The 22,364-nt window shown below is 59.4% G+C and carries 25 protein-coding genes; 15 read left to right on the top strand and 10 right to left on the bottom strand.

Annotated elements, in window-relative coordinates; genetic code table 11:
* The first annotated feature begins 31 nt into the window (after nucleotides 1–31).
* The gene (locus tag BCM02_RS25865) at nucleotides 32–454 is read left to right on the top strand and encodes an O-methyltransferase (RefSeq protein ID WP_148932017.1); all 423 of its coding nucleotides are present in this window, start codon (nucleotides 32–34) and stop codon (nucleotides 452–454) included.
* A 177-nt stretch (nucleotides 455–631) separates the two neighbouring features.
* Here the strand turns inward: BCM02_RS25865 and BCM02_RS25860 are convergent, their stop codons facing one another.
* The 3 genes from BCM02_RS25860 to BCM02_RS25850 form a co-directional block, all read right to left on the bottom strand.
* Nucleotides 632–862: an alpha/beta-type small acid-soluble spore protein gene (locus tag BCM02_RS25860; protein WP_148932016.1), complete on the bottom strand. Its 231-nt coding sequence runs from the start codon at nucleotides 860–862 to the stop codon at nucleotides 632–634.
* Between the two features lie 97 nt (nucleotides 863–959).
* Nucleotides 960–1,886 (bottom strand): TIGR03943 family putative permease subunit, encoded by a 927-nt coding sequence (locus BCM02_RS25855; RefSeq protein WP_148932015.1) that lies wholly within the window; start codon nucleotides 1,884–1,886, stop codon nucleotides 960–962.
* A 33-nt stretch (nucleotides 1,887–1,919) separates the two neighbouring features.
* Entirely contained in the window at nucleotides 1,920–2,954 is a 1,035-nt protein-coding gene (locus BCM02_RS25850) for a permease (protein ID WP_148932014.1), read from the bottom strand.
* 669 nt (nucleotides 2,955–3,623) lie between these two features.
* On the opposite strand from BCM02_RS25850, the gene trpS reads away from it, so the two are divergent.
* Entirely contained in the window at nucleotides 3,624–4,610 is a 987-nt protein-coding gene (gene trpS, locus BCM02_RS25845) for a tryptophan--tRNA ligase (RefSeq protein ID WP_148932013.1), read from the top strand.
* A gap of 51 nt (nucleotides 4,611–4,661) precedes the next feature.
* On the opposite strand, the gene BCM02_RS35435 is transcribed toward trpS, so the two are convergent.
* Nucleotides 4,662–4,838: a DUF5325 family protein gene (locus BCM02_RS35435; protein ID WP_187434409.1), complete on the bottom strand. Its 177-nt coding sequence runs from the start codon at nucleotides 4,836–4,838 to the stop codon at nucleotides 4,662–4,664.
* 133 nt (nucleotides 4,839–4,971) lie between these two features.
* On the opposite strand from BCM02_RS35435, the gene BCM02_RS25840 reads away from it, so the two are divergent.
* Nucleotides 4,972–5,196, top strand: coding sequence for an alpha/beta-type small acid-soluble spore protein (locus BCM02_RS25840; RefSeq protein WP_148932012.1), 225 nt, complete (start codon nucleotides 4,972–4,974; stop codon nucleotides 5,194–5,196).
* Between the two features lie 202 nt (nucleotides 5,197–5,398).
* Here the strand turns inward: BCM02_RS25840 and BCM02_RS25835 are convergent, their stop codons facing one another.
* On the bottom strand, nucleotides 5,399–6,385 hold the full coding sequence (locus tag BCM02_RS25835; RefSeq protein WP_148932011.1) for a metal-dependent hydrolase: 987 nt from the start codon (nucleotides 6,383–6,385) through the stop codon (nucleotides 5,399–5,401).
* 99 nt (nucleotides 6,386–6,484) lie between these two features.
* Between BCM02_RS25835 and BCM02_RS25830 the strand changes: the two genes are divergently transcribed.
* Nucleotides 6,485–6,766 carry a hypothetical protein gene (locus tag BCM02_RS25830; RefSeq protein WP_148932010.1) on the top strand — a complete coding sequence of 94 codons (282 nt, stop codon included), beginning with the start codon at nucleotides 6,485–6,487 and terminating at the stop codon, nucleotides 6,764–6,766.
* Here the strand turns inward: BCM02_RS25830 and gerQ are convergent.
* The gene (gene gerQ / locus BCM02_RS25825; protein ID WP_148932009.1) at nucleotides 6,763–7,377 is read right to left on the bottom strand and encodes a spore coat protein GerQ; all 615 of its coding nucleotides are present in this window, start codon (nucleotides 7,375–7,377) and stop codon (nucleotides 6,763–6,765) included. The two genes, BCM02_RS25830 and gerQ, sit on opposite strands and share 4 nt — an antisense overlap.
* An 84-nt stretch (nucleotides 7,378–7,461) precedes the next feature.
* A complete protein-coding gene (locus tag BCM02_RS25820) occupies nucleotides 7,462–7,884 on the bottom strand; it encodes a cell wall hydrolase (protein WP_148932008.1) in 423 nt (140 codons plus the stop codon).
* 262 nt (nucleotides 7,885–8,146) lie between these two features.
* On the opposite strand from BCM02_RS25820, the gene cyoE reads away from it, so the two are divergent.
* The 3 genes from cyoE (at nucleotide 8,147) to BCM02_RS25805 (ending at nucleotide 10,637) form a co-directional block, all read left to right on the top strand.
* Entirely contained in the window at nucleotides 8,147–9,007 is an 861-nt protein-coding gene (cyoE, locus tag BCM02_RS25815) for a heme o synthase (protein ID WP_246183549.1), read from the top strand.
* A gap of 64 nt (nucleotides 9,008–9,071) precedes the next feature.
* Nucleotides 9,072–9,698, top strand: coding sequence for an SCO family protein (locus BCM02_RS25810; RefSeq protein ID WP_148932006.1), 627 nt, complete (start codon nucleotides 9,072–9,074; stop codon nucleotides 9,696–9,698).
* 6 nt (nucleotides 9,699–9,704) lie between these two features.
* On the top strand, nucleotides 9,705–10,637 hold the full coding sequence (locus BCM02_RS25805) for an AEC family transporter (RefSeq protein WP_148932005.1): 933 nt from the start codon (nucleotides 9,705–9,707) through the stop codon (nucleotides 10,635–10,637).
* Here the strand turns inward: BCM02_RS25805 and BCM02_RS25800 are convergent.
* The 3 genes from BCM02_RS25800 to BCM02_RS25795 all read right to left on the bottom strand — a co-directional run bounded on the left by BCM02_RS25800 (nucleotide 10,628) and on the right by BCM02_RS25795 (nucleotide 12,616).
* Nucleotides 10,628–10,999: a toprim domain-containing protein gene (locus BCM02_RS25800; RefSeq protein ID WP_148932004.1), complete on the bottom strand. Its 372-nt coding sequence runs from the start codon at nucleotides 10,997–10,999 to the stop codon at nucleotides 10,628–10,630. The two genes, BCM02_RS25805 and BCM02_RS25800, sit on opposite strands and share 10 nt — an antisense overlap.
* Before the next feature lie 185 nt (nucleotides 11,000–11,184).
* Complete coding sequence (locus BCM02_RS35725; protein WP_222871035.1) at nucleotides 11,185–11,295, bottom strand: YjcZ family sporulation protein; 111 nt, start codon at nucleotides 11,293–11,295, stop codon at nucleotides 11,185–11,187.
* 121 nt (nucleotides 11,296–11,416) lie between these two features.
* Nucleotides 11,417–12,616 (bottom strand): MFS transporter, encoded by a 1,200-nt coding sequence (locus BCM02_RS25795; protein ID WP_148932003.1) that lies wholly within the window; start codon nucleotides 12,614–12,616, stop codon nucleotides 11,417–11,419.
* A gap of 746 nt (nucleotides 12,617–13,362) precedes the next feature.
* Between BCM02_RS25795 and BCM02_RS25790 the strand changes: the two genes are divergently transcribed.
* The 8 genes from BCM02_RS25790 to BCM02_RS25755 all read left to right on the top strand — a co-directional run bounded on the left by BCM02_RS25790 (nucleotide 13,363) and on the right by BCM02_RS25755 (nucleotide 22,362).
* Nucleotides 13,363–13,821: a hypothetical protein gene (locus tag BCM02_RS25790; protein ID WP_148932002.1), complete on the top strand. Its 459-nt coding sequence runs from the start codon at nucleotides 13,363–13,365 to the stop codon at nucleotides 13,819–13,821.
* A 58-nt stretch (nucleotides 13,822–13,879) separates the two neighbouring features.
* A complete protein-coding gene (locus BCM02_RS25785) occupies nucleotides 13,880–15,040 on the top strand; it encodes a transglutaminase-like domain-containing protein (RefSeq protein ID WP_148932001.1) in 1,161 nt (386 codons plus the stop codon).
* 54 nt (nucleotides 15,041–15,094) lie between these two features.
* Nucleotides 15,095–17,167, top strand: a complete 2,073-nt coding sequence (locus BCM02_RS25780) for a peptidoglycan D,D-transpeptidase FtsI family protein (protein WP_342791337.1) — start codon at nucleotides 15,095–15,097, stop codon at nucleotides 17,165–17,167.
* A gap of 287 nt (nucleotides 17,168–17,454) precedes the next feature.
* Nucleotides 17,455–18,405 (top strand): metal ABC transporter solute-binding protein, Zn/Mn family, encoded by a 951-nt coding sequence (locus BCM02_RS25775; RefSeq protein ID WP_148931999.1) that lies wholly within the window; start codon nucleotides 17,455–17,457, stop codon nucleotides 18,403–18,405.
* 24 nt (nucleotides 18,406–18,429) lie between these two features.
* On the top strand, nucleotides 18,430–19,227 hold the full coding sequence (locus BCM02_RS25770) for a metal ABC transporter ATP-binding protein (protein ID WP_148931998.1): 798 nt from the start codon (nucleotides 18,430–18,432) through the stop codon (nucleotides 19,225–19,227).
* Between the two features lie 2 nt (nucleotides 19,228–19,229).
* A complete protein-coding gene (locus BCM02_RS25765; protein ID WP_148931997.1) occupies nucleotides 19,230–20,174 on the top strand; it encodes a metal ABC transporter permease in 945 nt (314 codons plus the stop codon).
* Nucleotides 20,171–21,049 carry a metal ABC transporter permease gene (locus tag BCM02_RS25760; RefSeq protein WP_148931996.1) on the top strand — a complete coding sequence of 293 codons (879 nt, stop codon included), beginning with the start codon at nucleotides 20,171–20,173 and terminating at the stop codon, nucleotides 21,047–21,049. The genes BCM02_RS25765 and BCM02_RS25760 overlap by 4 nt, the downstream gene beginning before the upstream one ends.
* Nucleotides 21,050–21,609: 560 nt before the next feature.
* Complete coding sequence (locus tag BCM02_RS25755) at nucleotides 21,610–22,362, top strand: Cof-type HAD-IIB family hydrolase (RefSeq protein WP_148931995.1); 753 nt, start codon at nucleotides 21,610–21,612, stop codon at nucleotides 22,360–22,362.
* The last annotated feature ends 2 nt before the right edge of the window (nucleotides 22,363–22,364 follow it).

Here is a 22,364-nt window from a genome sequence, read left to right as displayed (position 1 = left end):
CTTTATGAAAAAATGTGATGAGGTGTAGATGATGGGAATGGAAGCAACGCCGCTTGCGCGGCAAATGGATTATGTGTTTCGGCAGATGGAGCCGGAATTGATCCATGCGGCAGCAGGAACAGTCACAATTCAAATTCGCAATGACGTGATCGGGAAGTATGGCGTTTGCCATAATCCGATCGAAAGCCGCGACGGCAGCATCGATGCGGCATCCGCCGAACCCGGCCTGAAGCCCGATCAAGTGCTCGCGTTCCGTAAGCTGGCGCTCGACTCGTTGAACTATAAGCGGGGCTGGACGCACGGCGAGATCCGCTTTGATTTCAGCGTTCGCAAAGGATCGTGGTCGGCCGGCATCACTTTTGAATCGAATTATAATATGGCGAACATCGCCAACGGCATGTTCCGTCTGCAGCCGAAGTACGGCGCGCCGCACGCGCTGCGGGATGCGCCTTAAGCAGGGTGCAGGCCAGTTTGACGAACAACGAAAAGACCTGGGCAGGTTAGCCTGCTCAGGTCTTTTCGTCTTGATCGTAACTCCCATCGCCGCTCAAAGCCGGCGATAGCCGTTTCGCCTTGCTATGACGGCTGCACTCCGTTCGATGCGATCTAGAAGTTGCAGACCGTTGCCGTATTAGCGGCTATATGTACCTGCGATTTGCTGTTCCGCGATTTGCACGAGCTTGCGCGTGATGTAGCCGCCGATCGCGCCCGTGTCGCGCGTCGCCATGTAGCCGTAGTAACCGTCCTGCGGGATTTGGATGCCAAGCTCTTGCGCCACCTCGTATTTCATTTGATCCAGCGCTTGCGAAGCTTGAGGCACCACGAGTGTATTGCTGCTGCGGGATTGACCTTGTCCTGCCATCTGAATTCACCTCCCTTGTGTAAGGATAGTATGGCTAGATTGGGAGGGGGATTATACGAAAACGGATACAGAGACATTACATGTATTTATTTCCAATTTACTCGAACTGTTTGTCGAAGTTGTAATCGGGATACACATACGGAGAATCCGGCGTTCGGATGGATTCGATGTGCGTAACGAGCAGCTGCAAGATGGTGCCTCCGTCATATTGACCTTCTTCCAGCGTTCCGGAGACTTTCACCCAAGAATCTTTGCGAAGCGCGGCGGCGTTATCGAAAGTGGCGACAAGGCCGTAAGGCAGCGAGTCGGCCGAACAGCAGTTCATGGCGAATCGGCTGACGGCGAATTGGTCGGCTCCCATCGCTTCGTCGCGGTAGACGAACCCGCTGAGCTCGACTTGTTTGCCAATGAAGTTCTTGCGGTATAGATCGAGCGTGGTCAACGTCTCGATGAACCATTGGTCCGGCACCGCGATCGCGGGCTGGGCATAGAGCTGCTTCCCGTAAACGGCGTAGCTGGCCGTATACTCATCGGAGGGGAACATCGCTTCCGACGCGGAGGCGTTCGCGTCCCCGCCGCCGTTGCCCGAGGCGGGCAGGGATGGCGCCGCGCGTTCGCCGGAGCGGGCGTTCGCCAGCGTCTCCGCGCCGGCGAACGTCATGCCTTTCTTGGCGGCGAGGGAGCTTCCGAGCGTCGCCTCCGGAAGCAGGAAGCCGAGCGCGAGCGGCAGCACGAACATGCCGTAGACGATAACGTTCTTCGGAATAGACACCGGCGGTTCGTGGTCGCATCCGCAGTCGGCGGCTTGTTGTCCCTTCGAAGCCCGGAAGGCCGCATAGACCTGGTAGATGGCGGACGCGTAGAGCGCGAGCGCGGACAGTTTGACGAACGGCTCCATCCGGGGAGCGATATAGAGCGACAAGCCGTCGCCTCGGGCCAACTGGACGATAAACAGCGCGAAGCCGCCGAGCAGGACGGCTCTTATCAAATAATGGACCATGCGCCTGCGGTCGGAACCGGCCATCGTTATTCCTCCTTCATCAAGTAGGTTGACTGGCTATAACCATAGCTGCGCCGTCAGCAAGGAACCGCCCAGCACGAGCGCGAACAGCAGCAGGACGATGGCGGCGACGATCTTCGTGCGGAACGTGCCGAGCAGCATGAGCACGCTTTTGAGATCGACCATCGGCCCGAAGACGAGGAAGGCGAGCAGCGCCGACGGCGCGAAGATGCCGTTGAACGAAGCGGCGACGAACGCGTCGGAGGTGGAACACAGCGACAATAGGAACGCAAGGCCCATCATGAACGCGCTGCCGGACCACGTGCCGCCGCCGATGCCGGCGAGCACTTCGCGGTCGACGGACGTCTGCACGACCGCCGTCAGGAACGCGCCGAGAATGACGTATTTGCCGATGTCGAACAATTCGTCGGAGGCGTGCGCGAGCGTCGCGGCCATGCGGCCCCAGAAGCCTTTGGCCCCCTGCGAGTGGTCATGCTCGTAGATCGAAGTCGCGCCGTTGTTCGCCGCCGCCAGCTCGTAAGCGTCTCGCTTGAGCGGATTGCGCTTTAGGAACCGGCTCAGCAGCAGGCCGAGCACGACGCATATCGCCAGCGCCAGCCCAAGCCGGGCATACGCCATCCCGGGCTGGCCGCGGAAGGCCGTATACGTCGAGGTGAAGACGACCGGATTGACGATCGGTCCCGCGAAGATGAACACCATGCCGATGTACGGCGGCATGCCTTTGCGGATCAGCCGGCGGACGACCGGGATCATGCCGCATTCGCACAGCGGGAAGAGCAGGCCGAGCAGGCTGCCGAACAGCACGCCGGCCACCGGATGCTTCGGCGTCAGGCGCGCGATGGTCGCATCGGATACGAACACCTGCAGGAGCGCGGACACGAACACCCCGAGAAGGATGAACGGGAACGTCTCGAGAATGATGCCGAGCAGCAGCAGCTTGAACGATTGCACCGTGGCGGGATCGAGCGAGGCGAGGGCGCTCAGCCAGCCGTTGTCCGCGAGGATCAGCGCCAGCATCGCCAAGCAGCCGGCGGTCAGCAGCGGCATGCCGACCCGGTAAACGACGGTCATAAGAATAACGCTCCTTTCGGGTTGGACTAGTCTATAGAAAGAATATGCGGAGCTTGGCCGCGGCAGGACTCGAGGGACTTTCTTTTTTTAAGGAACCGGCAGGCGAAAATGGGAGGGATGGCCATATTGAAATGTGGCGGGCGTGCGAGTATAATCATCCTAAATGCGAGGAAGGGAACAAGTACGCGCGCGCGGAAGCGTCAGAGAGCCGGTGGTCGGTGCGAACCGGTGCGGACGAGCGAGGCGGAATGGATCCCGGAGCAGGGCCGAGGAAACCCGAGCAAGAAGGCGGGCAAGTATGCGGCATACGCGTCGTTCCGCGTTAAGGAACTTGAGGTTCGTCCCGTTTGCTGCGCATTCGGAAGCGAACGAATTAGGGTGGCACCACGGTCCTTCGTCCCTTTGCGGGCGGAGGGCCTTTTTGCGTTTTTTTTTGAGGCTCATCAACGACGTCCGCGTCACGAGCGACAACTCACGTAAGCTTTGTCCGGCAGGACAAAAGCGTGCCCCGCTCAAAAGCAACCGCCGTCCGTCAGCTCGACTCGCCAGCACGAAAGCGGGAGTCCAGAGGGCGGAGCCCTTGGAGCCCCCTCGGCGGAGGGGGTTGGGGGAGGCGGAGTGTAAGGCGAACTTAAAAGAAGCGTATTGAAAAAAGGAGGATATCATCCAATGAAAAGAGTACTATCCGGCATCCAGCCGAGCGGCCAGCTCACGCTGGGCAACTACATCGGCGCGATGCAAAATTTCGTCAGGCTGCAAGAAACGCACGAATGCTTCTTCATGGTCGTCGACCTGCATGCCATCACGGTGCCGCAGGAGCCGGCCGCGCTGCGCGAGCAGTCCGAGGCGGTTGCCGCGCTGTTCATCGCCGCGGGCATCGATCCGGCCAAAGCGAGCGTCTTCATGCAATCGCACGTGCCGGCGCACGCCGAGCTCGGCTGGTTGTTCACCACGTTGGCCTATATGGGCGAGTTGGAGCGCATGACGCAGTTCAAGGATAAATCGTCCGGCAAAGATTCGGTCGGCGCGGGCTTGTTCGTCTACCCGACGCTCATGGCGGCGGATATTCTCCTCTACAACGCGGATCTGGTGCCGGTCGGCGACGACCAGAAACAGCATCTGGAGCTGACGCGCGATCTGGGACACCGGTTCAACGCGCGGTTCGGCGACTACTTTACGATTCCGGAGCCGTATATTCCGAAGGTCGGCGCGAGAATCATGTCGCTGGACGACGCTTCGAAGAAAATGAGCAAGAGCAATCCGAATCCGGCGAGCTACATCGCGCTGCTGGACCCGCCGGACGTAATCCGCAAGAAGCTCAGTCGGGCGACGACCGATTCGGGCCGCGACGTGATCTACAACCCGGCGGAGAAGCCGGAGATCAGCAACCTGATGAGCATCTATTCGCATTGTTCGGGTCTATCGCTGGAGGAGATTCAGGCGAAGTACGAGGGGCAAGGCTACGGGGCGTTCAAGAAAGACCTCGCCGAGCATGTCGTCGCGACGCTCGAGCCGCTGCAGCAGCGGTACCGCGAGATCCGCGAATCGGGCGAGATCCACGCGATCCTGAAGCAGGGCGCGGAGCGGGTCGCCGAGGTGGCGAACAAGACGGTGCGCGACGTCAAGGAGCGGATGGGCTTCTTGCCGGCGCGATAGGGCCGGTAGGGCATAGAGCAAGAATTCAAACCAAACGCCGCGGGAAGGGGATTACCCCTGACCGCGGCGTCTTAGTTTGGCCTTTACGATAAATCCCGCGCCGATGCAGCCCATCGTCAGGATGAAGAGCAGAAGAGTCAGCCAAGCGCTGTGCGCGATGGCGATCGCCGTGGCGGTCATGAGGATGACGGAGACGACGGCGAACAGCAGGGAGAGAGTCTTGGACATGGGGCGAAAGCTCCTTTGAAAAGTTTTTAAAAATGAACGAAATCTTAAGCATATTCTTTCGGCCAACGTATCATAATAAGCTTGCAAGCTTGCAACACATACAACGTGAAGAGGATGAAAGGAGAAATTCCACATGGCAGGACAATCTCGCAGCAGCAATACGCTGGTCGTACCTCAAGCAAGCGCGGCACTTAACCAACTGAAATACGAGGCTGCACAGGAACTGGGCATCCAAATTCCTGCTGACGGTTACTACGGCAACTTCGCAACTCGCGACGCCGGTTCGCTTGGTGGCTACATCACGCGCAAACTGGTGCAAATCGCCGAGCAACAACTGTCGGGTTCGCAGTTCCGTTAATTCGGACATGCAAGACCACAAGGCTCAAGGGAAACCTTGAGCCTTTTGCATGCGCGCGGGCAAGGCGTGACGGCGATCAACGTCCATATCGGACGGAGCGAGCGCGATTCATGCCGGCGACATGCAAAAATCCCTTCTTCATTGTGCAAGAAGGGATCGCATAGGTCAAGCGCGAACCGCTGGCATCGGCGAAGCCTCATGCTCAGTAGGTGTTCATGCGCAGCCGTTTCTGGAGCCGTTCGTCGCTCAGCCAACCGACGTAGGAGCCCAGCGTTTTATAGTCGCTGTCCATTAGCAGCACGCCGACGAACGGGTATTGCTTGCGGTGACGGTAACGCACGTCGCACCAGCGGACCTCGTATCCCCACGAATGCTCGCGCACTTCGGCGCAGGCGAACGAGGTGAAGGAGAGGAACGAACGGATCGAGATATCCTGCTTGGACCGTTCCACGGCCGGATGGCTGGAGCAGCGGGCGCTGTCGATCCAGCGCAGCCGTCCCTGTTTCAAGTCGCCGATGACGTACGAGCCGTCTCCGCGCTGCTTGACCACGTTCCAGTCATAGAGGGAGATGGTCGGAATGATCATATAGTCGTCTTCGGGCTCGTGCTGATCGTCCAGTTTCGGCAGCCGCCTCAGAATCATGCGGTGGGAGATCGTCCGCCAAACGTAGTACACGATCAGCAGCGCGTACAGAGCCGGAAACAGCGCGGCGGGATCGAAGGCGCGCAGCGCCCAGAGGGCGATCGCGATGACATGCGCCGTGAAGATGACGGGATCGAAAATATGGATGATGTTCCACGAAATCCATTTTTTCGTGAAGGGCCGCATTGCCTGCGTTCCGTAAGTGTTGAACAAATCGGTAAAGACGTGAATGACGACGGCCAACAGCACCCATCCGGCGATATGCGCCCAGGGTAGTCCGAAATTGAAGCCGAGTTGAAGCAGCAGCGTGATCAAAAGGGTCCAAATTGCGATAGCAGGCAAGGAGTGCGACATGCCGCGGTGATTGCGGATATATATCGCATTGCCTTTGAACCGAAGCAGCGTATCCAAATCCGGGGCCTGGGAGCCGACTACGGTACCGATGAGCACCGCCGCGTACACCGTCTGATCGGAAGCGACCACCGGGTCGACGGAGGCGAGACCGGCGAGTCCGAGTCCCATGACCAAATGCGTTCCGCTATCCATAATAAGAAGCACCTGCCCGTGAAATGTTATACTTCTATATTGTACGTTTCAGTATCTTCTGAATCGCGGGTTATTATAACGGAAGGGAAGTTTTCGCCCATGGTGATCTGTTTCGTCGAATACCGGATTTTGCCGGAGCATGAACAACAATTTCGATCGTGGATCGCGGGGCGGTCGGCGGATCCCGGCGGATTTAAGCTGTATGAAGGCACCGACCAGCCGCTGTTGTTCGTCGAGGTATGGGAGGCGGGGAGCGTAGAAGCCGCCGAAGCGATAAAAAAAGAACGCTGCGGAGAGCGTTCTTCATGGCGCATCATGTCCGATTGGATTCCGGGCGGCGCCGCCAAGCTTCATGCATGGACGTTTCGTCCCGCTCTTTAGCGCCCGTTCATCGCGGGCAGCGTCGTCGCGGCGTGCGTACCGCCGTTGACCGGCGTCGTGTTCGTGATCGTCACGCCTTGGAACGTGTACTCGTAGTTGATCGGACCTTCGAATTCCACGTAATCCAGGTTCAGCATCAGCAGCAAGAAGCGCTTGCCCGTCGTCGGGTCGCTGATAATGATATGGTCGCGGCCGGCCGCCTCGATGATGCCTTTGAAAATTTTGGCGTTCCATTCGCGGTTGTTCTCGTACGTCATGTAGAACGTCGCCATTTTGCCGCGGTTCAGGCGAATGATGTTCTCGACGTAGGATTCCTCGACGACCGGGACCGTAACGATATTGCCGCCTTGCGGCGTGACGAACGCGCCGCTAGGTACGCCGGCGGGAACGCCGGCTTGCGGGGATTGGACGCCGGCAACGGCCGTTTGCGGCATGGCGGGCATACCCATCATTGGACCCGCGCCCATACCCATCGCGGGAGCTGCGCCCATCCCCATCGCCGGAGCCGCGCCCATTCCCATTCCAGGGTATGGAGCCCCATAACCGTAACCGCCCCAACCAGCCGTATTCGCCGGACTTACTGCACCTTTGTACCCGTAACCGTTAGACATGATTCGATTTCCTCGCTTTCTGATCATGAACATAAATTCGCCTTGCGCTTGTCGGCCTCTCGTCGCTTGCTTTGATTCCCTCAACTAATACACGTTCGGGCAGTCCGCACTGGTCGGCCGGAAGAAACAGTGCGATTTAAACCGGCCCGCGTTCCATTGGTCGAACCATTGGCTCGGGCAGGCGCCCGCGGGCTTGAAGAACCAGAGCGAGTTGGACGCGGGGTGCTGGCGTTCGCCGTTGATCATCCGTTTGGCCAGCCGAATTTCCCGATCGCGCGCGCCTTGATAAAAATAGCCCTTCTGCGTTGCCTCGAATCCCCCCGGACTTTGGAACACCATCTGCGGGATCGTTCGGATATTCTTGAAATCGAGACAGCCGCTTCTGACGCGGTTGACGCCGACGTTGCCAACCATCAGCATGCCGAGGTCGCCTTCGCCTTCCGCCTCCGCCCGCATTAGCCGGGCTAGCATCTTGATGTCCTCCGAATTCGCTTTTATGACGGCCATGCTGGGGAATCTCACTTCCTTTGCGTTCGGTTGGGCGATGATCCACAAGACATCATATTAGGCAGGAGCTGAAATTGTTCCACAAGTTTTTGCGAAGGAATGAACGGGGGCCTTCGCGCGTTCCGGGCTAAACCAACAAATTCTTGAACAACGACCGCGAAGATTGTCAAAGGATTGCGGGATGAGGTATGATTAACTACGATTTATTACCATGAGGCGCCAGGCGCGTCTCTTGCGGTATCGGAACAGGGAGGCTCGCTGTGTGTTAAAAGAATATGTGGCCCTGACCAAGCCGGGACTGCTTCGGCTGAATGCGTTCGCGGCGTTCGGCGGTTTCTGGGTTGCTTCCAAATGGGATATCGACTGGCTGCTGCTTCTCTATATGCTGATCGGCACCACGTTCACGATGGCTTCCGCGTGCGTCATCAACAATTATTGGGACCGCGAACTGGACAAGAAGATGGAGCGGACCCAGAAGCGGGCGTTGGCCGAAGGGCGGCTGAAGCCGGGCGCCGTGCTGGCGTACGGGATCGCGCTCGGCGTCGTCGGGCTTGCGATCTTGTTCGCGCTCGACGCGTTGCTGGGGTGGCTGGGCGTGTTGGGCATTTTCGTCTACGTCGTCATCTACACGATGTGGCTGAAGCGCTCGTCGACGTGGAGCACGTCGATCGGCGGCGTCTCCGGCGCCATGCCGCCGGTGATCGGGTATTGCTCGGTAACGGGAGAAGTCGATATGGGCGCTTGGCTGCTGTTCGCGCTGTTGTTCCTCTGGCAGCCGCCGCACTTCTGGTCGCTGGCGATTCGCCGGGTGGAGGAATACCGCGCCGCGGGGTTCCCGCTGCTGCCCGTCGTGAAGGGCGTGCGCCGGACGAAGCTGCAGATGGTGCCGTATATCGTGCTGCTCGTGCCGAACGTCGTGTTGCTCTATACATACGGTTATGTAGGAGTCGTCTTCTTGATCGTGGGCGCGCTATGCGGCATCGCCTGGCTCGTCCAGACGGCGATGGGGTTCGGGAAGGAAGGCGAGCGGGAGACGAAGTGGGCGAAGGTCAACTTTTTCTTCTCGATTAATTACTTGATGGTCGTCTTTTTGCTTATGATCGTCAACACAACGTGGTCTTAAAAATTCGTGAAGCGGCACCTTCGATCGAGAATGGCGCCGTTTTTGCTTGGGGGGAACGACACGCATGGCATTCGTACGCAAACATGCATTCAAAATCGCGCTGTTCGCGCTTTGCGCGGCGATGGGGATTTATTTGCTGGTCTCGATGCAGGAGAAGAGCACGGTTAATTTCGAAATGGACAAGCCGGCGCCGAACTATACGATGACCGATCTGGACGGCAACCAGGTGCAGCTGTCCGATTCCGACGGCAAAGTGCGCCTGATCTATTTCTACTACGCGAATTGCCCGGATATTTGTCCGCCGACGACGTTCTTGATGAGCGAGCTGCAGAACGAGCTGAAGGCGGACGGCACGTTCGGCAAGGACGTCGAGTTCCATTCGGTCACGTTCGATCCGGAGCGGGACAAGCCGGATGCGGTGCGCCAGTTCATCGCCAATATTCCGAACGAGATCGATCAGACGGGCTGGAAATTCCTCAATATGGCGACCGAGCAGGAGACGACCAAGCTGATGACCGAATTCGGGCTCATGCTGCAGAAGGATCCGGCGACCAAGCTGTACACCCACAGCGACTTGATCTTCTTCGTGGACAAGAAGGGGAATATTCGCAAATACGTGCGCGGCTCGCTGGATGAACTGATGACGGCCGACAAGCTGAAAGAAATTACCGACGCGCTGTTGGACGACTAACGCGGCATGAGCGTCCTGACTACGATCGTCTGGAACAACGTCCTGCCGCTATCGGTCATGATCGCGCTCGGCATCGTGCTTCAGCGCGCGTTCACGCTCGATATTCGCACGCTCAGCAAGCTTAACTTTTATTTGTTCTCGCCGGCCATGATTTTTCAGCTCTTATACACGACATCCATATCGGCCGGCGTGGCGCTTCAGGTGCTGCTGTTTCTGTTGATCTTCATGGTGCTTCAGTATGGGGCGGCGGAAGCGTTCGTCCGCCTTCGCGGTCACCGCGGCGGCATGCGGGCCGCGATGCGCAACAGCGTGTTGTTCTATAACAGCGCCAACTACGCCATCCCGCTGAACGGCCTTGTCTTCGCGAACAATCCGTTCACGCTCTCGGTCCAGATCCTCGTCATGATGACGCAGTCGCTGCTCCCCAACACGTACGGGATCTACAGCGTCAACGCGCACAAAAGCAGTCTTCGCGGCGTGATGCGCACCATTATTCAGCAGCCCGTCATCTATGCGATTCCGCTTGGGTTCGCGCTGCATCAATGGGGGATCGAGCTGCCCAAGGCGGTGGAGGCGCCGCTCGGATATTTGGCTAATGCATTCATCGGGACGGCGCTTATTACGCTCGGCGTGCAGCTGGGGAACATGAAGTGGTCGATGAAGGCGCTCCTGCATGCGGACGTCTGGCTGGCCAGCGGTCTGCGGCTGGTTGCCGGCCCGCTGCTCGCGGCGGCCGTCGTCTGGGCGATGGGGCTGGACGGGCTGATGGCGCAGGCGCTCATCGTCTCGTCCGCCGTGCCAACCTCGCTGTCGAGCGTGCTCCTGGCGGTCGAGTTCGACAACGAGCCCGAATACGCCTCGCAGGCGGTGCTGCTCTCGACGGTGCTGAGCATCGCTACCGTCACGTTCGTTATTTTCGCGCTCGATATTCAAATTTGATCGTCTTTGCTCCAGGGAGCGGGATCTTGCGGCGGGTACACGATGTACGCCTCAAGGCCCGCTTTTTCTAATTGTTCGATCAAGTAATCTTCCGGCGTCTTCTCGACGCCCGGATAGCCGCGTCTCGTGTAGATGTGCTCGGCATCCGGGAACGCGTCGCGCAGCATGCCGCGGATGCGCTTGCCCGACGAATCGTTGTCGGTGAACAGGTAAGCCTGCTTGTCCCCGACCTGCTTGCGCAGCGTCTCGATCTGATTCGCGCTCGGCGTGCCGTACGTGCAGAAGATCGGCACTTCTTCCGCAAGGACGCGGCGCAGCCGGCTGCGGTCGTTTTTGCCTTCGACGATAATGGCGATATCCATCCAATTTTCACCTCACCCGCTTATTGTAGCCGATTTTCGCGGATTGATTAAGGCACGGCCTGCGGATGGGATCGAGTGTCGGCACGAGACCGGAGGGGCTGATACTTTTCGGCGCGTCGCGTCGTCTAAATAAAAGCAGGCGGCCTGCTCGGGCAGGCCGCCTAGTGGAAGCGGGTGATGCGGTCCTAGTAACAGAAACCGCCGATTACGATGACGAGCAGGATGAAGAGTACGAGGATGATGCCGGCCGATGTAAAACCGCCGTGTTTGTGGCCGTGTTCTACGCATTGAGACATGGTATTTCACCCCTCTTTCAACTTATCTGTCTTTGGCAAAGGCCTGCTGATTTCGTGTTTGCCTTGCTAGCTGTTTGCCACACTGTATCTTATGTCTTGGAGGGGTAGCGGCCCTGTGCATTCACCCAGTTTTCGAAAAATGGGCGCTGCCGCCGGCCGTGCGGATCGCATGAAAGGGCAAGATCGAGACGGCAAGCATGAGCGCGAGGAACGCGATGTAATACGGCGAGACGTAATCCCGAAGCTGGCCGGCCAGCATCGGTCCCATGAACGAGCCGATGGAGAAGGCGATCGACAGCACCGAGAACGTTCGGCCGTAGCGTGCGCCTCCGCTCAGCTCGATCAGCAGGGAAGAGAGCGCCGGGAATATGATTCCTTTGGCCATGCCGATCACGAAGAGGAGTACATAGAACGGCGCCGGCACTTCGGCGGCAATCGCGAAGTACGTGATCGCCAGCATGAACGCCCCCCACAACGTTCGCAAGTAAGGCGACATTCGGTTCAAGAACAGCAGGCTGAGCGTGAACAGCGCGCCTAGGCTCACGACGGAGAACAGCAGGCCGGTCGTCATCATGGCCGCCTGGGTCTTGGCCATAAGCGGCAGCTCGAAGGACAGAATGCCTTGCGCGCAGCTCATCGCGATCGGAACGAGAAAGACGAGCCACGGAATCGACTTCGCGGTTCCCTCGTGCAGCCCGACGTCGTCGTTCCGCTCGCCCGCCGGGGCGCCGAAGCCGTCCGCGTCGGAGTCGCCGGCTTCGGCGAGCGCTTTCCTCGGCGCTTCGCGGATGAAGAACAGCGCGCAGGCGGCCGTGGCGATCAGGACCCAGCCGAGAATGAGGAAGGCGGTCGTGAAGCCGATTTGGGCGACCATGTACGCGCCGGCCGCCGGCGAGACGACGGAGGCCAGCGTATGGACCAGTCCGTTGCCGGCCATCAGCTTGCGCTGCTGCACCTGGTTTTGGGCGATGCGGGCGAGCAGCGACATGCATGCCGGCGACAGGAAGGCGAGCACGAATCCGCTGATCGAGCGGAGCACGAGCAGCTGCCACGGGTTCGTGATGCCGGCCTGGATGACGAGAATGATGCCCGCGGCCGCCAGCGACAGGACGATGAAGAGCCGGCTGCCGAACCGGTCGACGCCGAAGCCGGCGATCAGATTGCCCGGCAAGTGCGTGATGGAGTAGATGCCCATCATCAGCCCGATGAACGAAGGCGCCGCGCCGAGCGAGATGGCGAACGGCGTCAGGATCGGGTACTGCGCGTGCAAATCGAAGAACGCGACGAACAGAAACAAGTACAGCCATACTGCGGTTTTCAACGAAATTCCTCCCAGGCGTCGGCGCTCGCGCTCGGCGTGCGCCGGGTAGTTCGCTGTTCCGCCTGCGGCAATGCGGTCCGGTCGCCGCCGCAGGGCTTGTGCTGTTACTACTTGTACGCTTGGAAGGGCTTGGATATGTATGCTCCGATTTCCCGCGGGCCGCTCGGGCTCCGATTTCCCGCAACCGCTCCCGTTGTAGACGTGTTCCCTGATTTGGTGACTTAAGAGGTGGTGGGAACACGTCTACAAAAGTCGCTTGTTGGCGGGAAATCTCCGCTGCAGGGTGTGGGTGGTGCTTCGAAGAGGATCGCAAGCCGCTAAAGGGCTCCGATTGCGCCCGATTGCTCCCGTTGGGGCTCCGATCCCGCAACCGCTCCCGTTGTAGACGTGTTCCTGGATTAGATGACTGATGAAGAGGTGGGAACACGTCTACAAAAGTCGCTTGCCGTGCGCAATCTCCGCCGCAAAAGTCGCTTGTTGCGGGAAATCTCCGCTGTAGGTGAGGGTAATGCTTCGAAGAGGATCGCTAGCCGCGCAAGGGCTCCGATTTCCCGCAACCGCTCCCGTTGTAGAGATGTTCCCAGATAAGGTGGGGAACTGGTCTACAATAGTCGCCAATCACGGGCAATTCCGCCATCCAAACCCGCCAAAACCCGCGCATTTCCGGCCGTTTACGGGCATAAGGGGTTCGGGTATAATGTTTTGTATTCAAAGTAAGCAAGCGGTATAATGGAGGAGACTATCGGATGGGGTTTGATTTGAACGCGAATTGGGACACGTGGGCCCAGTTTTTCCAAGACAATTGGTTCGTGCTGGTGATTGCGCTGGTCGTGCTATGGCTCGTCATTCGCATCGTGAGGACGGTCGTGAAGTGGCTGATCGTCGCGGTCATCATCGTGGGCATCATCGTATACAGCGGGTACACGCTCGACGACCTGAAGAGCATCGATCTGAAGGAAATCGGATCGACGATTACTGATAAATTTAAGGAACAAGCCATCTCCGCGATGGCCGGCGAAGCGAAGGAAGCGACGTTCACGAACAATGCCGACGGCACCTTCACGGTGAAGTCGAAGAACGTGGAGCTGACCGGCACGCCGGGCGCGGGCGAAGTGAAAGTGAAATTTCAAGGCAACGCGCTCGGCACCTGGAAGATTGACGATGCGATTCAAGCATTGATTACGCAAGCGAAGACGAACGGCTAGTTGGCCGAGGCGACCCGTTCGGGAGGTCTGGGCGGCATAGCTACAAGGAGGAGAAGCCATGAACGGATGGGTACAGGCGCTGCTGAAGCCGGAGCCTGTGGCGCTTCTCGTGCTGGTTGTCCTGCTGGTGTCGCTCATTCAAGGGGTGAGGAGAGGTGCGTCGGGTTCTGCGAAGCACCTTTTCTTTTTTGTGTGGGAGACCGCAAGCACGGTCCTATCGCTCGTATTGGCCGGCAAATTCGCCTCGCGAATGTCGCCCTATGTAAGAGATTGGCTTATTGCGCGGGAAATAACGGTGCCTCGCGAAGAGTTGGGGCCGATCAAGCAGCTCTGGTACACGTTCGCGACGAGCTTGCGCGATTTCGAACTGCTGAGGTTCGGCGTGTTGTTCCTGCTGCTCTATATGCTGATACGTCTCGTGCTCGGCCAGCTATATCCGCTCGCGGCGGTCTTGTTCGAGCGTCTGTCGGTTCGTCCCGCGGATGCCGGCCTGCGGCGCGGGCAGGTGAAGACGGGCAGTCGCGCGGCCGGCGCGTTGCTCGGGGCGATGCTCGGGGCGGGACGATCGTTCGTGGCGCTCGCGGTGTTGTTCATTTATGTCACCTTGCTGCCCTCGGGTCCTTTAGTGGACGAGATTCGCGGCTCCTCGTTCTACGCCAAGACGGCCGACGAGCTGCTGGAGCCGGTGGCGGGCGACGCGCTTGCCAAGCGGGGGCCGGTACTAACCGAGGCGGTGCAGACGGAGTTCAAGCGGGTGCTGCAGCGCAAGTACGAGGTCATCGACGCGGCCGTGCCCGCCGATATCGAGGAAGCGGCCGAGACCGTGACGGCCAAAGCGCGCGGCGATGAAGCCAAGGCAAGGGCGCTGTACGACTGGTTGGGCTCCCGGATCGCCTACGATTGGGAGAAAGCCCGCAATTACGAGGAGCGCGGCGTATGGAAGGAGCAGACGCCCGCCGATACGTTCGCTTCCCGGAAGGGCGTCTGCATCGACGTCGCCCGCCTCTATGCCGTGATGGCGCGGACGGTCGGCTTGGAGGTCCGGGTCGTGACCGGACAGGGCGCGGACGGCCGGGGCGGATACGGTCCTCATGCATGGAACGAGGTGCGGCTTGCGGACCAAGGCGGCCAATGGATCCCGCTGGATGCGACGTGGGCGGCGTCGGGCAACTGGTTCAACCCGGCCGATTTCGACCGGACGCATATTCGCGAATCATAAGGCCCTTTCGCAAGGGCGTTTGTATAGACTACACGAATGAAGGAGGCAGCGGGCGTGCAGGATGATCCGAAGAAACGGGAGATTAGCATTCGCAGGCATTTCTCGTTTCGGTTGAACCTGTTTTTTTTCGTGACGTTTTTCGTATTCAGCGTATTGATCGTCAGATTGGCGATCTTGCAGTTCGTGGAGGGGCCTCAGCTGAAGGAGGAGGAGGCGTCGCGCGGCTCGAAGGACGTGCTTATCCCGCCGATTCGGGGCAATATTTACGATTCCAGCGGCAAGGCGATCGCGTATTCGACCTCGACGCAGTCGCTCTACTACACGATCGAGCCGGGCTCGAAGGAAGACGATTCGAAGGCGCTGGCGGCGCGGCTGCACGGCGTGTTCCAGAAGTACGGCGATTCGAAGCAAGCGCTGACGCTCGATAAGATCATCAAGAATATGGACCTGGAGTACCGCAAAAACACGATCTCCGTGCCGCGCCGGATCAAAAGCGGGCTGACGAACAAGGAGATCGCGTACTTTATGGAGCACCGCGATTTATATAAAGGCATCGAAATCGTCGAGGAAAGCATCCGTTATTATGACGACGACACGGTCTCGGTGCAGCTGGTCGGTTATCTGAAGAAGTTCGAGAACGGCGCCGACCAGACGAAGACGTACAAAGGCCGGGACGACAACGAAGATCCGCTCATGCGCTATCTGGGCCAGGAGGACGTCGGCTTCGACGGACTCGAGATGATGTACCAAGACGTGCTGCGCGGCAAGAACGGCCTGAAGACGTACCCGATCAATTCCGGCGGCCGGATTATCGGACCGCCCGTCGTGACGAAGCCGGAGAAAGGCGACAGCCTGTACTTGACGATCAACCGCGAAGTGCAGCTGGCGACGGAACAGGCGATCCTGGATCAAATCGATTACCTGCAGCATACGTCCGATTCTTCCAAGCGGCAGCCAATGGCCCGTTCCGGGTACGCGGTCGCGATGGAGGTCAACACGGGCAAAGTGATCGCGATGGCAAGCATGCCCGACTACGACCCGAACGTCTGGGAAGGCGGGCGGATCAGTCCGGACGATTACGATGCGATCCAGGGCATCTCGTTGAACGGGACGATTCGCCAAATCCCAGGCCCGTATAAAGACGACAAGGAAGTCAGCAAACTCCCCTCGTCCCTGGTGCCGCTCGGTTCCACGCAGAAGCCGCTCACGGTGCTGATCGGGTTGAATGAGAAGCTGTTCACCACGAGCACGACCTGGAACGACAACGGCTCGTTCTATTACGGCAAAGAAGGCGTGCATCGGGTGCGGATCGGCAACGCCAAGGGGCATGCTTACGGCTTGCTCGATCCGGCCAAGGCGATCGCCAAATCCTCCAACCCGTGGATGGCGAAGATGGTCGGCAACGAGCTCTACATTCGTCACGGCGACGAGGGCGTCGACATTTGGGATAAGTACGAGAAGATGTTCGGGCTCGGCGTCTTGACCGAGAGCGGACTGCCGGGCGAGAGCGCCGGATTCATCAACTATTATGAAGAAATGAAGGCCGGCAGCTCCCAGTCGGCCCTCGTGCAAGCGTCGTTCGGCCAGCAGGGCCGCTACACGACGCTGCAGCTGGCGCAATATACGTCGATGCTCGCCAACAAGGGCAAGCGCATGAAGCCGCAGTTCGTCAGCATGATCAAGGACGCGGAAGGGAATGTCGTGCAGACGTTCAAACCCGAGGTGCTGAACACCGTGGACTTCCCGGAAGCGTATTGGAACGAATTGAAGCGGGGCATGTCGCAGGTCAACGTGGCCGTGCTCAACGGCGCGGCTTACACCGTAGAACGCAAGACGGGTACGTCGCAGCAGGTCGTCGGCGGCAAGACCATCGATAACTCGGTGTTCATCGCGTATGCCCCGGCGAACAATCCGCGCATTGCCGTCGCGGTCGTCATGCCTTACGGCGGCTTCGGCGCGGATGCGGCAGCGCCCGTCGCGCGCAAAATTCTCGATGCGTACGATTACGAGATCGGGATGAACGGCGTGCCGAAGAAGCCGAAGACGTCCGCGAACGCCAATGCTAACCAAGCGGATGGCACGGACAACGGGACGAACGCGGCCAATTCGGGAGCAGCGAACGAGTAATCGCACAGACGAAGAATTTGTAAAACCAAAAGACCAGCAAAGACGGGAATCGCCCGTCCTTGCTGGTCTTTTTGGCATTTTGTCGAACGCAAGGCAGACGAATATACGAAAAAGCTCGGACTAAATGTTGCACTGTGGAAACTTTTTTGTATAATAATAAAAAAGAGGCATAAGGTAAAATAGTATGTACAAAGGAAATAATATTGGTCTGGTGTAAAAGTTGTCCGACGACATGCGGCGCCGATCGCGCGGCCGTGAACCAATTCAGGCAAAGGCAGGGATGAGAAATGCGAAAGAAAACGAATTCGGCCATCCGGCGGTGGATGTATGCCATGGCGTATACGGCGGTGAGCGCGGTCGTGCTTGCGGGCTGCGGAAATGGCGGCAACGAGCCGGCCGCGGGCGACGGGAAGTTGACGGTCACGGCGACGACGGGAATGATCGCCGACGCGGCGGCCGAAGTGGGCGGCGAACATGCGGAAGTAACCGGACTCATGGGATCGGGCGTCGACCCGCATTTATACAAAGCGTCGCAAGGGGATATCAAGAAGCTGGATAACGCCGATATCATCTTCTACAACGGCCTTCATCTGGAAGGGAAGATGGCCGAGATGTTCGAGAAGATGGAGGATAAGAAGCCGACGGTCGCGGTCGCGCGCGATCTGCCGGAATCCGCGCTGCGCACCGATCCTTCGGGCGCGCATGATCCGCATATTTGGTTCGACGTGGAGAATTGGATTTCGGCGACCGAGGTCATCCGCGACACGTTCATCGAGAAGGATCCGGCCAACGAGGGCGACTACCGCGCGCAGGCGGACGCCTATATCGCGGAGCTCAAGAAGCTGGATGACTACGCCGCGGAGCAAATCGCTTCCATTCCGGAAGCAAGCCGCGTGCTCGTCACCGCGCACGACGCGTTCGGTTACTTCGGCGACGCGTACGGCATCAAGGTGATGGGGCTGCAGGGCATCAGCACGGCTTCGGAATACGGCTCGAAGGACGTATCGGCGCTGCGCGATTTTCTCGTGCAGAACCAGATCAAGGCGGTATTCGTGGAATCGAGCGTGCCGAAGAAGTCGATCGAGGCGGTAATTGAAGGCGCAAGCAAGATGGGACACGAAGTCGCGATCGGCGGAGAGCTGTTCTCGGATGCATTGGGGAAAGCAGGGACGAGCGAAGGTACGTATATTGGCATGGTGAAGCATAACGTCGATACCATTGTCAGCGCGCTCAAATAAGAAATCGGCGAGGAGAGTGACGAAATGCCAAGCAGCACAAAGCTAACGAAACAGCCGCCGCTTGCGATCCGCGGCTTAAGCGTGGCCTACCAGAAGAAGCCGGTCTTGCGCGACGTGTCGTTCGAGATCGGGGATGGAGAGCTCGTCGGCGTCATCGGTCCGAACGGCGCGGGCAAATCGACTTTGATCAAAGCGGCGCTTGGACTGATTCCTAAGCTGACGGGCGAAGTCGCGGTGTACGGCAAGCCTTGCGCCGAGCAGCGGAAGCTCATCGGCTACGTGCCGCAGCGCGAGTCGGTCGACTGGGATTTCCCGACGAACGCGCTCGACGTCGTCATGATGGGCCGCTACGGACGGCTGGGCTGGTTCCGGCGGCCAGGCGCCAAGGAGAAGGCGATCGCGCTGGAGTGTCTGGCGAAGGTCGGCATGGCCGATTACGCGAACCGACAGATTAGCCAGTTGTCCGGCGGACAGCAGCAGCGCGTCTTCCTCGCCAGGGCGCTGGCGCAGGACGCGAGCCTGTACGTCATGGACGAACCGTTCGCGGGCGTGGACGCCGCGACGGAGAAAGCGATCATCAATCTGCTGCAAGAGCTGAAGCGCGAAGGCAAAACGGTGATGGTCGTTCATCACGATCTGGCGACGGTGAAGGAATATTTCGACTCCGTGCTGCTGCTGAACGTGGAAGTGCAGGCGTACGGCAAGACGGAGGACGCGTTCACGCAGGAGAACCTGCAGCGGACGTACGGCGGCCGCTTCGCGTTCCTGAACCGGCATGCCGAATCGGCCGATACCGCCGCGGCGGCCGAAGGGAGAGGGTAAGCATGCTGGAATCGTTCTGGGCGATGGTCACCGACCCGAACGCCCAATGGATTCTGCTCGGCTGCATGCTGCTCGGGCTGTGCAGCGGCGTCATCGGCTGCTTCGCCTACTTGCGCAAGCAAAGCTTGATGGGCGATACGCTCGCCCATGCGGCGCTTCCCGGCATCTGCATCGCCTTCATGCTGACGGGCACGAAGTCGATCGGGTTGTTCCTGCTCGGCGCGGGCGCGGCCGGGCTGCTGGCCACCTTCGGCATCGGACTCATTACCCGCTATTCGCGGATCAAGACGGACGCGGCGATGGGCATCGTACTCTCCAGCTTCTTCGGTCTTGGCATCGTGCTGCTGACGAAAATCCAACATAGCGACTATGGCAACCAGAGCGGCCTCGATAAGTTCCTGTTCGGCCAAGCGGCGTCGATGATCGGCTCGGACGTGAACGCCATGCTGATCGTGAGCTTGGTCATTATCGCGGCGTGCACGCTGCTCTTCAAGGAGTTCAAGCTGCTCGCTTTCGATCCCGGCTTCGCTCGCGGGCTCGGCTTCCCGGTGGCGTTCCTGGATCAGCTGCTCATGTTCTTCATCGTCGTGGCGGTCGTCGCCGGCATCCAGGCGGTCGGGGTCGTCCTCGTCGCCGCGCTGCTGATCACGCCCGCCGTATCGGCCCGCTATTGGACGGACCGGCTGGGCACGATGGTTGTTCTCGCCGGCGTATTCGGCCTGCTGAGCGGCGCGGTCGGCACGTGGCTGAGCTCGACGACGGCGAGCCTGCCCACGGGACCGGTGAGCGTGCTGGCGCAGACGCTGTTGTTCGGCGTGTCGCTGCTGTTCGGACCACGGCGCGGCCTGCTTGCGAAGCGGCTGTCCCATACCAGAGCGCGAAGAACGCTCATTCATGAGCAGACCATGCAGTTAAACGTAAGCGGGAAGGAGGAGCGGCCGTTATGACGGATTTCTGGATATTGCTGACGGGCTCGCTGGTGGCAGCCTGCTGTTCGATACTCGGCTGCTTCCTCGTCCTGCGGCGCATGTCGCTCATCGGCGACGCGATCAGCCACTCCGTGCTGCCCGGCATCGTTATCGCCTTCATGGTAAGCGGCTCTCGCGACTCGATCGTTATGCTGCTCGGCGCTTCGGTGTTGGGACTCGTGACGGTGTTCCTTATCCAGCTGTTCCAGCAAAGCGGCGTCCAAGCGGACGCTTCGATCGGCGTCGTGTTCACCGCGCTGTTCGCCGCGGGCGTCGTGCTCGTCAGCTTGAATTTGCGCAATGTCGACCTGGATCTCGACTGCGTCTTGTACGGCGAGATCGCGCACGTGCACTGGAACACGTGGACGCTGCACGGCGCCGACATGGGGCCGAAGGCCGTCTGGATGCTTGGCTTTACGCTGCTGGTCATCGTGCTCGTCATCGGTTTGTTCTTCAAGCAGTTCAAGTTGTGCGCCTTCGATCCGATGCTGGCGGCCGCCGTCGGTATTCCCGTCGCGCTGTTCCATTATCTGTTGATGGGACTCGTATCCATGGCGACGGTCAGCTCGTTCGAGAGCGTTGGGGCGATCCTCGTCGTCGGCATGCTGATCATCCCGGCGTCCGCAGCCTACCTGCTGACGGACCGGCTCGGCCGGATGATCCTGATCAGCGTCGCGATCGGCATTGCCAGCACGGTGCTCGGCTACTTCGCCGCGGTCGTGCTTGACGCTTCGATCGCGGGCTGCATGGTGTGCGCGGCCGCGCTGCTGTTCGTGCTCGCCTTCGTCTTCTCGCCGACCCACGGCCTGTTGGCCCGCCGTCTATGGCGCAGATTGCACAGCCGCAGCGTGTAAGGTTATTCAAAAAGCCGCCATTTGATCACGAAGCAGTTCAAGAAGTAACGCGGCATCGAATCTGGCGTTCAGTCTTGAAGTCCGGTGCTCATTTAGGTTGGCCTAAACTCAGCTCCTCCTTCTTCGCCTTCTCGCCACCTTCTCGGTGCTGAATTGCCGTCCGTAGCAGCGAAATGCTGTATGTCCAGCCTTGGCTGTACACACAAACCAATTGCCGTCCGTAGTAGCGAAATGCTGTATGTCCAGCCTTGGCTGTACACACAAACCAATTCGCTTGCCGGGCGGCATTTGCCTTTTCCGAATCTTTATTTTCGGGAACAAAATCAGACACAAATTGCCCAAGATCCGGTAGGGCGCGGCAAGACGGAAGATTCTATAATGAATGAGTCCCGGCGGAGGCGCGCCGCGGACGGCTGGTTTGGTTTGGAATCAGCGCGAATTGTGCTAAAATTCTTCTAGTGAACGTCAGAACGGTCCCTTGTCATGCGCGCTTGCCGTACGGCGGCATATAAGGCGCGCGGGCGCAGGGCAGCCGCAAACGTAAGGGGGCACGAGAATCAATGCGACGAATCAAACTGGTTGCGCTCGACATGGACGGCACGCTGCTGAACGACGTGCAGGAAGTGAGCGAGCAGAACGCGCTGTGGATCCGCAAGGCGCTGGATGCCGGCGTGCTGGTCTGCTTCGCGACCGGGCGCGGCTTTCGGAGCGCGCTGCCGTATGCGGAGCAGCTAGGACTCGATACGCCGATGATCACGGTCAACGGCGGCGAAATTTGGCGCAAGCCGCATGTGCTGCACCGGCGCTCGCTGATGCCGGCGGCCACGATCAAGCGGCTGCACGAGGTGGCGCTGAAGCATGGGAGCGCTTGGTACTGGGCGTATACGGTGGACGGGATTTTCAATAAGGAGAAGTGGATCGCGCCGGCGAACGATTACGAGTCGCATCATTGGCTCAAGTTCGGGTATTACACGGAGGACGACGCGATTCGGCAGAGCATTTACGAAGAGACGAGCGGCTGGGGCGGCATCGAAATCACGAATTCTTCTCCGTGGAACTGGGAGATGAATCCCGAAGGCGTGTCGAAGGCGAGCGCGATTCGCGAGCTGTGCGGCGTGCTGGGCATCGACATGAGCGAGGTCGCGACGATGGGCGACAGCTTGAACGACATCGCGATGATTCGCGAAGCGGGTCTCGGCGTCGCGGTCGGCAACGCGCAAGAGGCCGTGAAGCGGGCGGCGGACGCGGTCATCGTGAAGAATACGGAGCATGCGGTGGCGCACTTGATCGAGCATTACGTGCTGAAAGGGTGATG

Origin of the sequence: Paenibacillus methanolicus, from assembly GCF_008124765.1 — a bacterium.
GTDB classification, from domain to species: Bacteria; Bacillota; Bacilli; order Paenibacillales; family Paenibacillaceae; genus Paenibacillus_Z; species Paenibacillus_Z methanolicus.
Note: the sequence above shows the minus strand (reverse complement) of the source record. Positions and strands in the feature narration are given on the sequence as shown.

Bases quoted from the DNA above. Each gene is read 5' to 3' on its own strand.
- BCM02_RS25865 (WP_148932017.1), top strand. From the start codon at position 32: ATGGGAATGGAAGCAACGCCGCTTGCGCGGCAAATGGATTATGTGTTT.
- BCM02_RS25860 (WP_148932016.1), bottom strand. From the start codon at position 862: ATGGCAGGACAAGGTCAATCCCGCAGCAGCAATACACTCGTGGTGCCT.
- BCM02_RS25855 (WP_148932015.1), bottom strand. From the start codon at position 1,886: ATGGCCGGTTCCGACCGCAGGCGCATGGTCCATTATTTGATAAGAGCC.
- BCM02_RS25850 (WP_148932014.1), bottom strand. From the start codon at position 2,954: ATGACCGTCGTTTACCGGGTCGGCATGCCGCTGCTGACCGCCGGCTGC.
- trpS (WP_148932013.1), top strand. From the start codon at position 3,624: ATGAAAAGAGTACTATCCGGCATCCAGCCGAGCGGCCAGCTCACGCTG.
- BCM02_RS35435 (WP_187434409.1), bottom strand. From the start codon at position 4,838: ATGTCCAAGACTCTCTCCCTGCTGTTCGCCGTCGTCTCCGTCATCCTC.
- BCM02_RS25840 (WP_148932012.1), top strand. From the start codon at position 4,972: ATGGCAGGACAATCTCGCAGCAGCAATACGCTGGTCGTACCTCAAGCA.
- BCM02_RS25835 (WP_148932011.1), bottom strand. From the start codon at position 6,385: ATGGATAGCGGAACGCATTTGGTCATGGGACTCGGACTCGCCGGTCTC.
- BCM02_RS25830 (WP_148932010.1), top strand. From the start codon at position 6,485: ATGGTGATCTGTTTCGTCGAATACCGGATTTTGCCGGAGCATGAACAA.
- gerQ (WP_148932009.1), bottom strand. From the start codon at position 7,377: ATGTCTAACGGTTACGGGTACAAAGGTGCAGTAAGTCCGGCGAATACG.
- BCM02_RS25820 (WP_148932008.1), bottom strand. From the start codon at position 7,884: ATGGCCGTCATAAAAGCGAATTCGGAGGACATCAAGATGCTAGCCCGG.
- BCM02_RS25810 (WP_148932006.1), top strand. From the start codon at position 9,072: ATGGCATTCGTACGCAAACATGCATTCAAAATCGCGCTGTTCGCGCTT.
- BCM02_RS25805 (WP_148932005.1), top strand. From the start codon at position 9,705: ATGAGCGTCCTGACTACGATCGTCTGGAACAACGTCCTGCCGCTATCG.
- BCM02_RS25800 (WP_148932004.1), bottom strand. From the start codon at position 10,999: ATGGATATCGCCATTATCGTCGAAGGCAAAAACGACCGCAGCCGGCTG.
- BCM02_RS35725 (WP_222871035.1), bottom strand. From the start codon at position 11,295: ATGTCTCAATGCGTAGAACACGGCCACAAACACGGCGGTTTTACATCG.
- BCM02_RS25790 (WP_148932002.1), top strand. From the start codon at position 13,363: ATGGGGTTTGATTTGAACGCGAATTGGGACACGTGGGCCCAGTTTTTC.
- BCM02_RS25785 (WP_148932001.1), top strand. From the start codon at position 13,880: ATGAACGGATGGGTACAGGCGCTGCTGAAGCCGGAGCCTGTGGCGCTT.
- BCM02_RS25775 (WP_148931999.1), top strand. From the start codon at position 17,455: ATGCGAAAGAAAACGAATTCGGCCATCCGGCGGTGGATGTATGCCATG.
- BCM02_RS25770 (WP_148931998.1), top strand. From the start codon at position 18,430: ATGCCAAGCAGCACAAAGCTAACGAAACAGCCGCCGCTTGCGATCCGC.
- BCM02_RS25765 (WP_148931997.1), top strand. From the start codon at position 19,230: ATGCTGGAATCGTTCTGGGCGATGGTCACCGACCCGAACGCCCAATGG.
- BCM02_RS25760 (WP_148931996.1), top strand. From the start codon at position 20,171: ATGACGGATTTCTGGATATTGCTGACGGGCTCGCTGGTGGCAGCCTGC.
- BCM02_RS25755 (WP_148931995.1), top strand. From the start codon at position 21,610: ATGCGACGAATCAAACTGGTTGCGCTCGACATGGACGGCACGCTGCTG.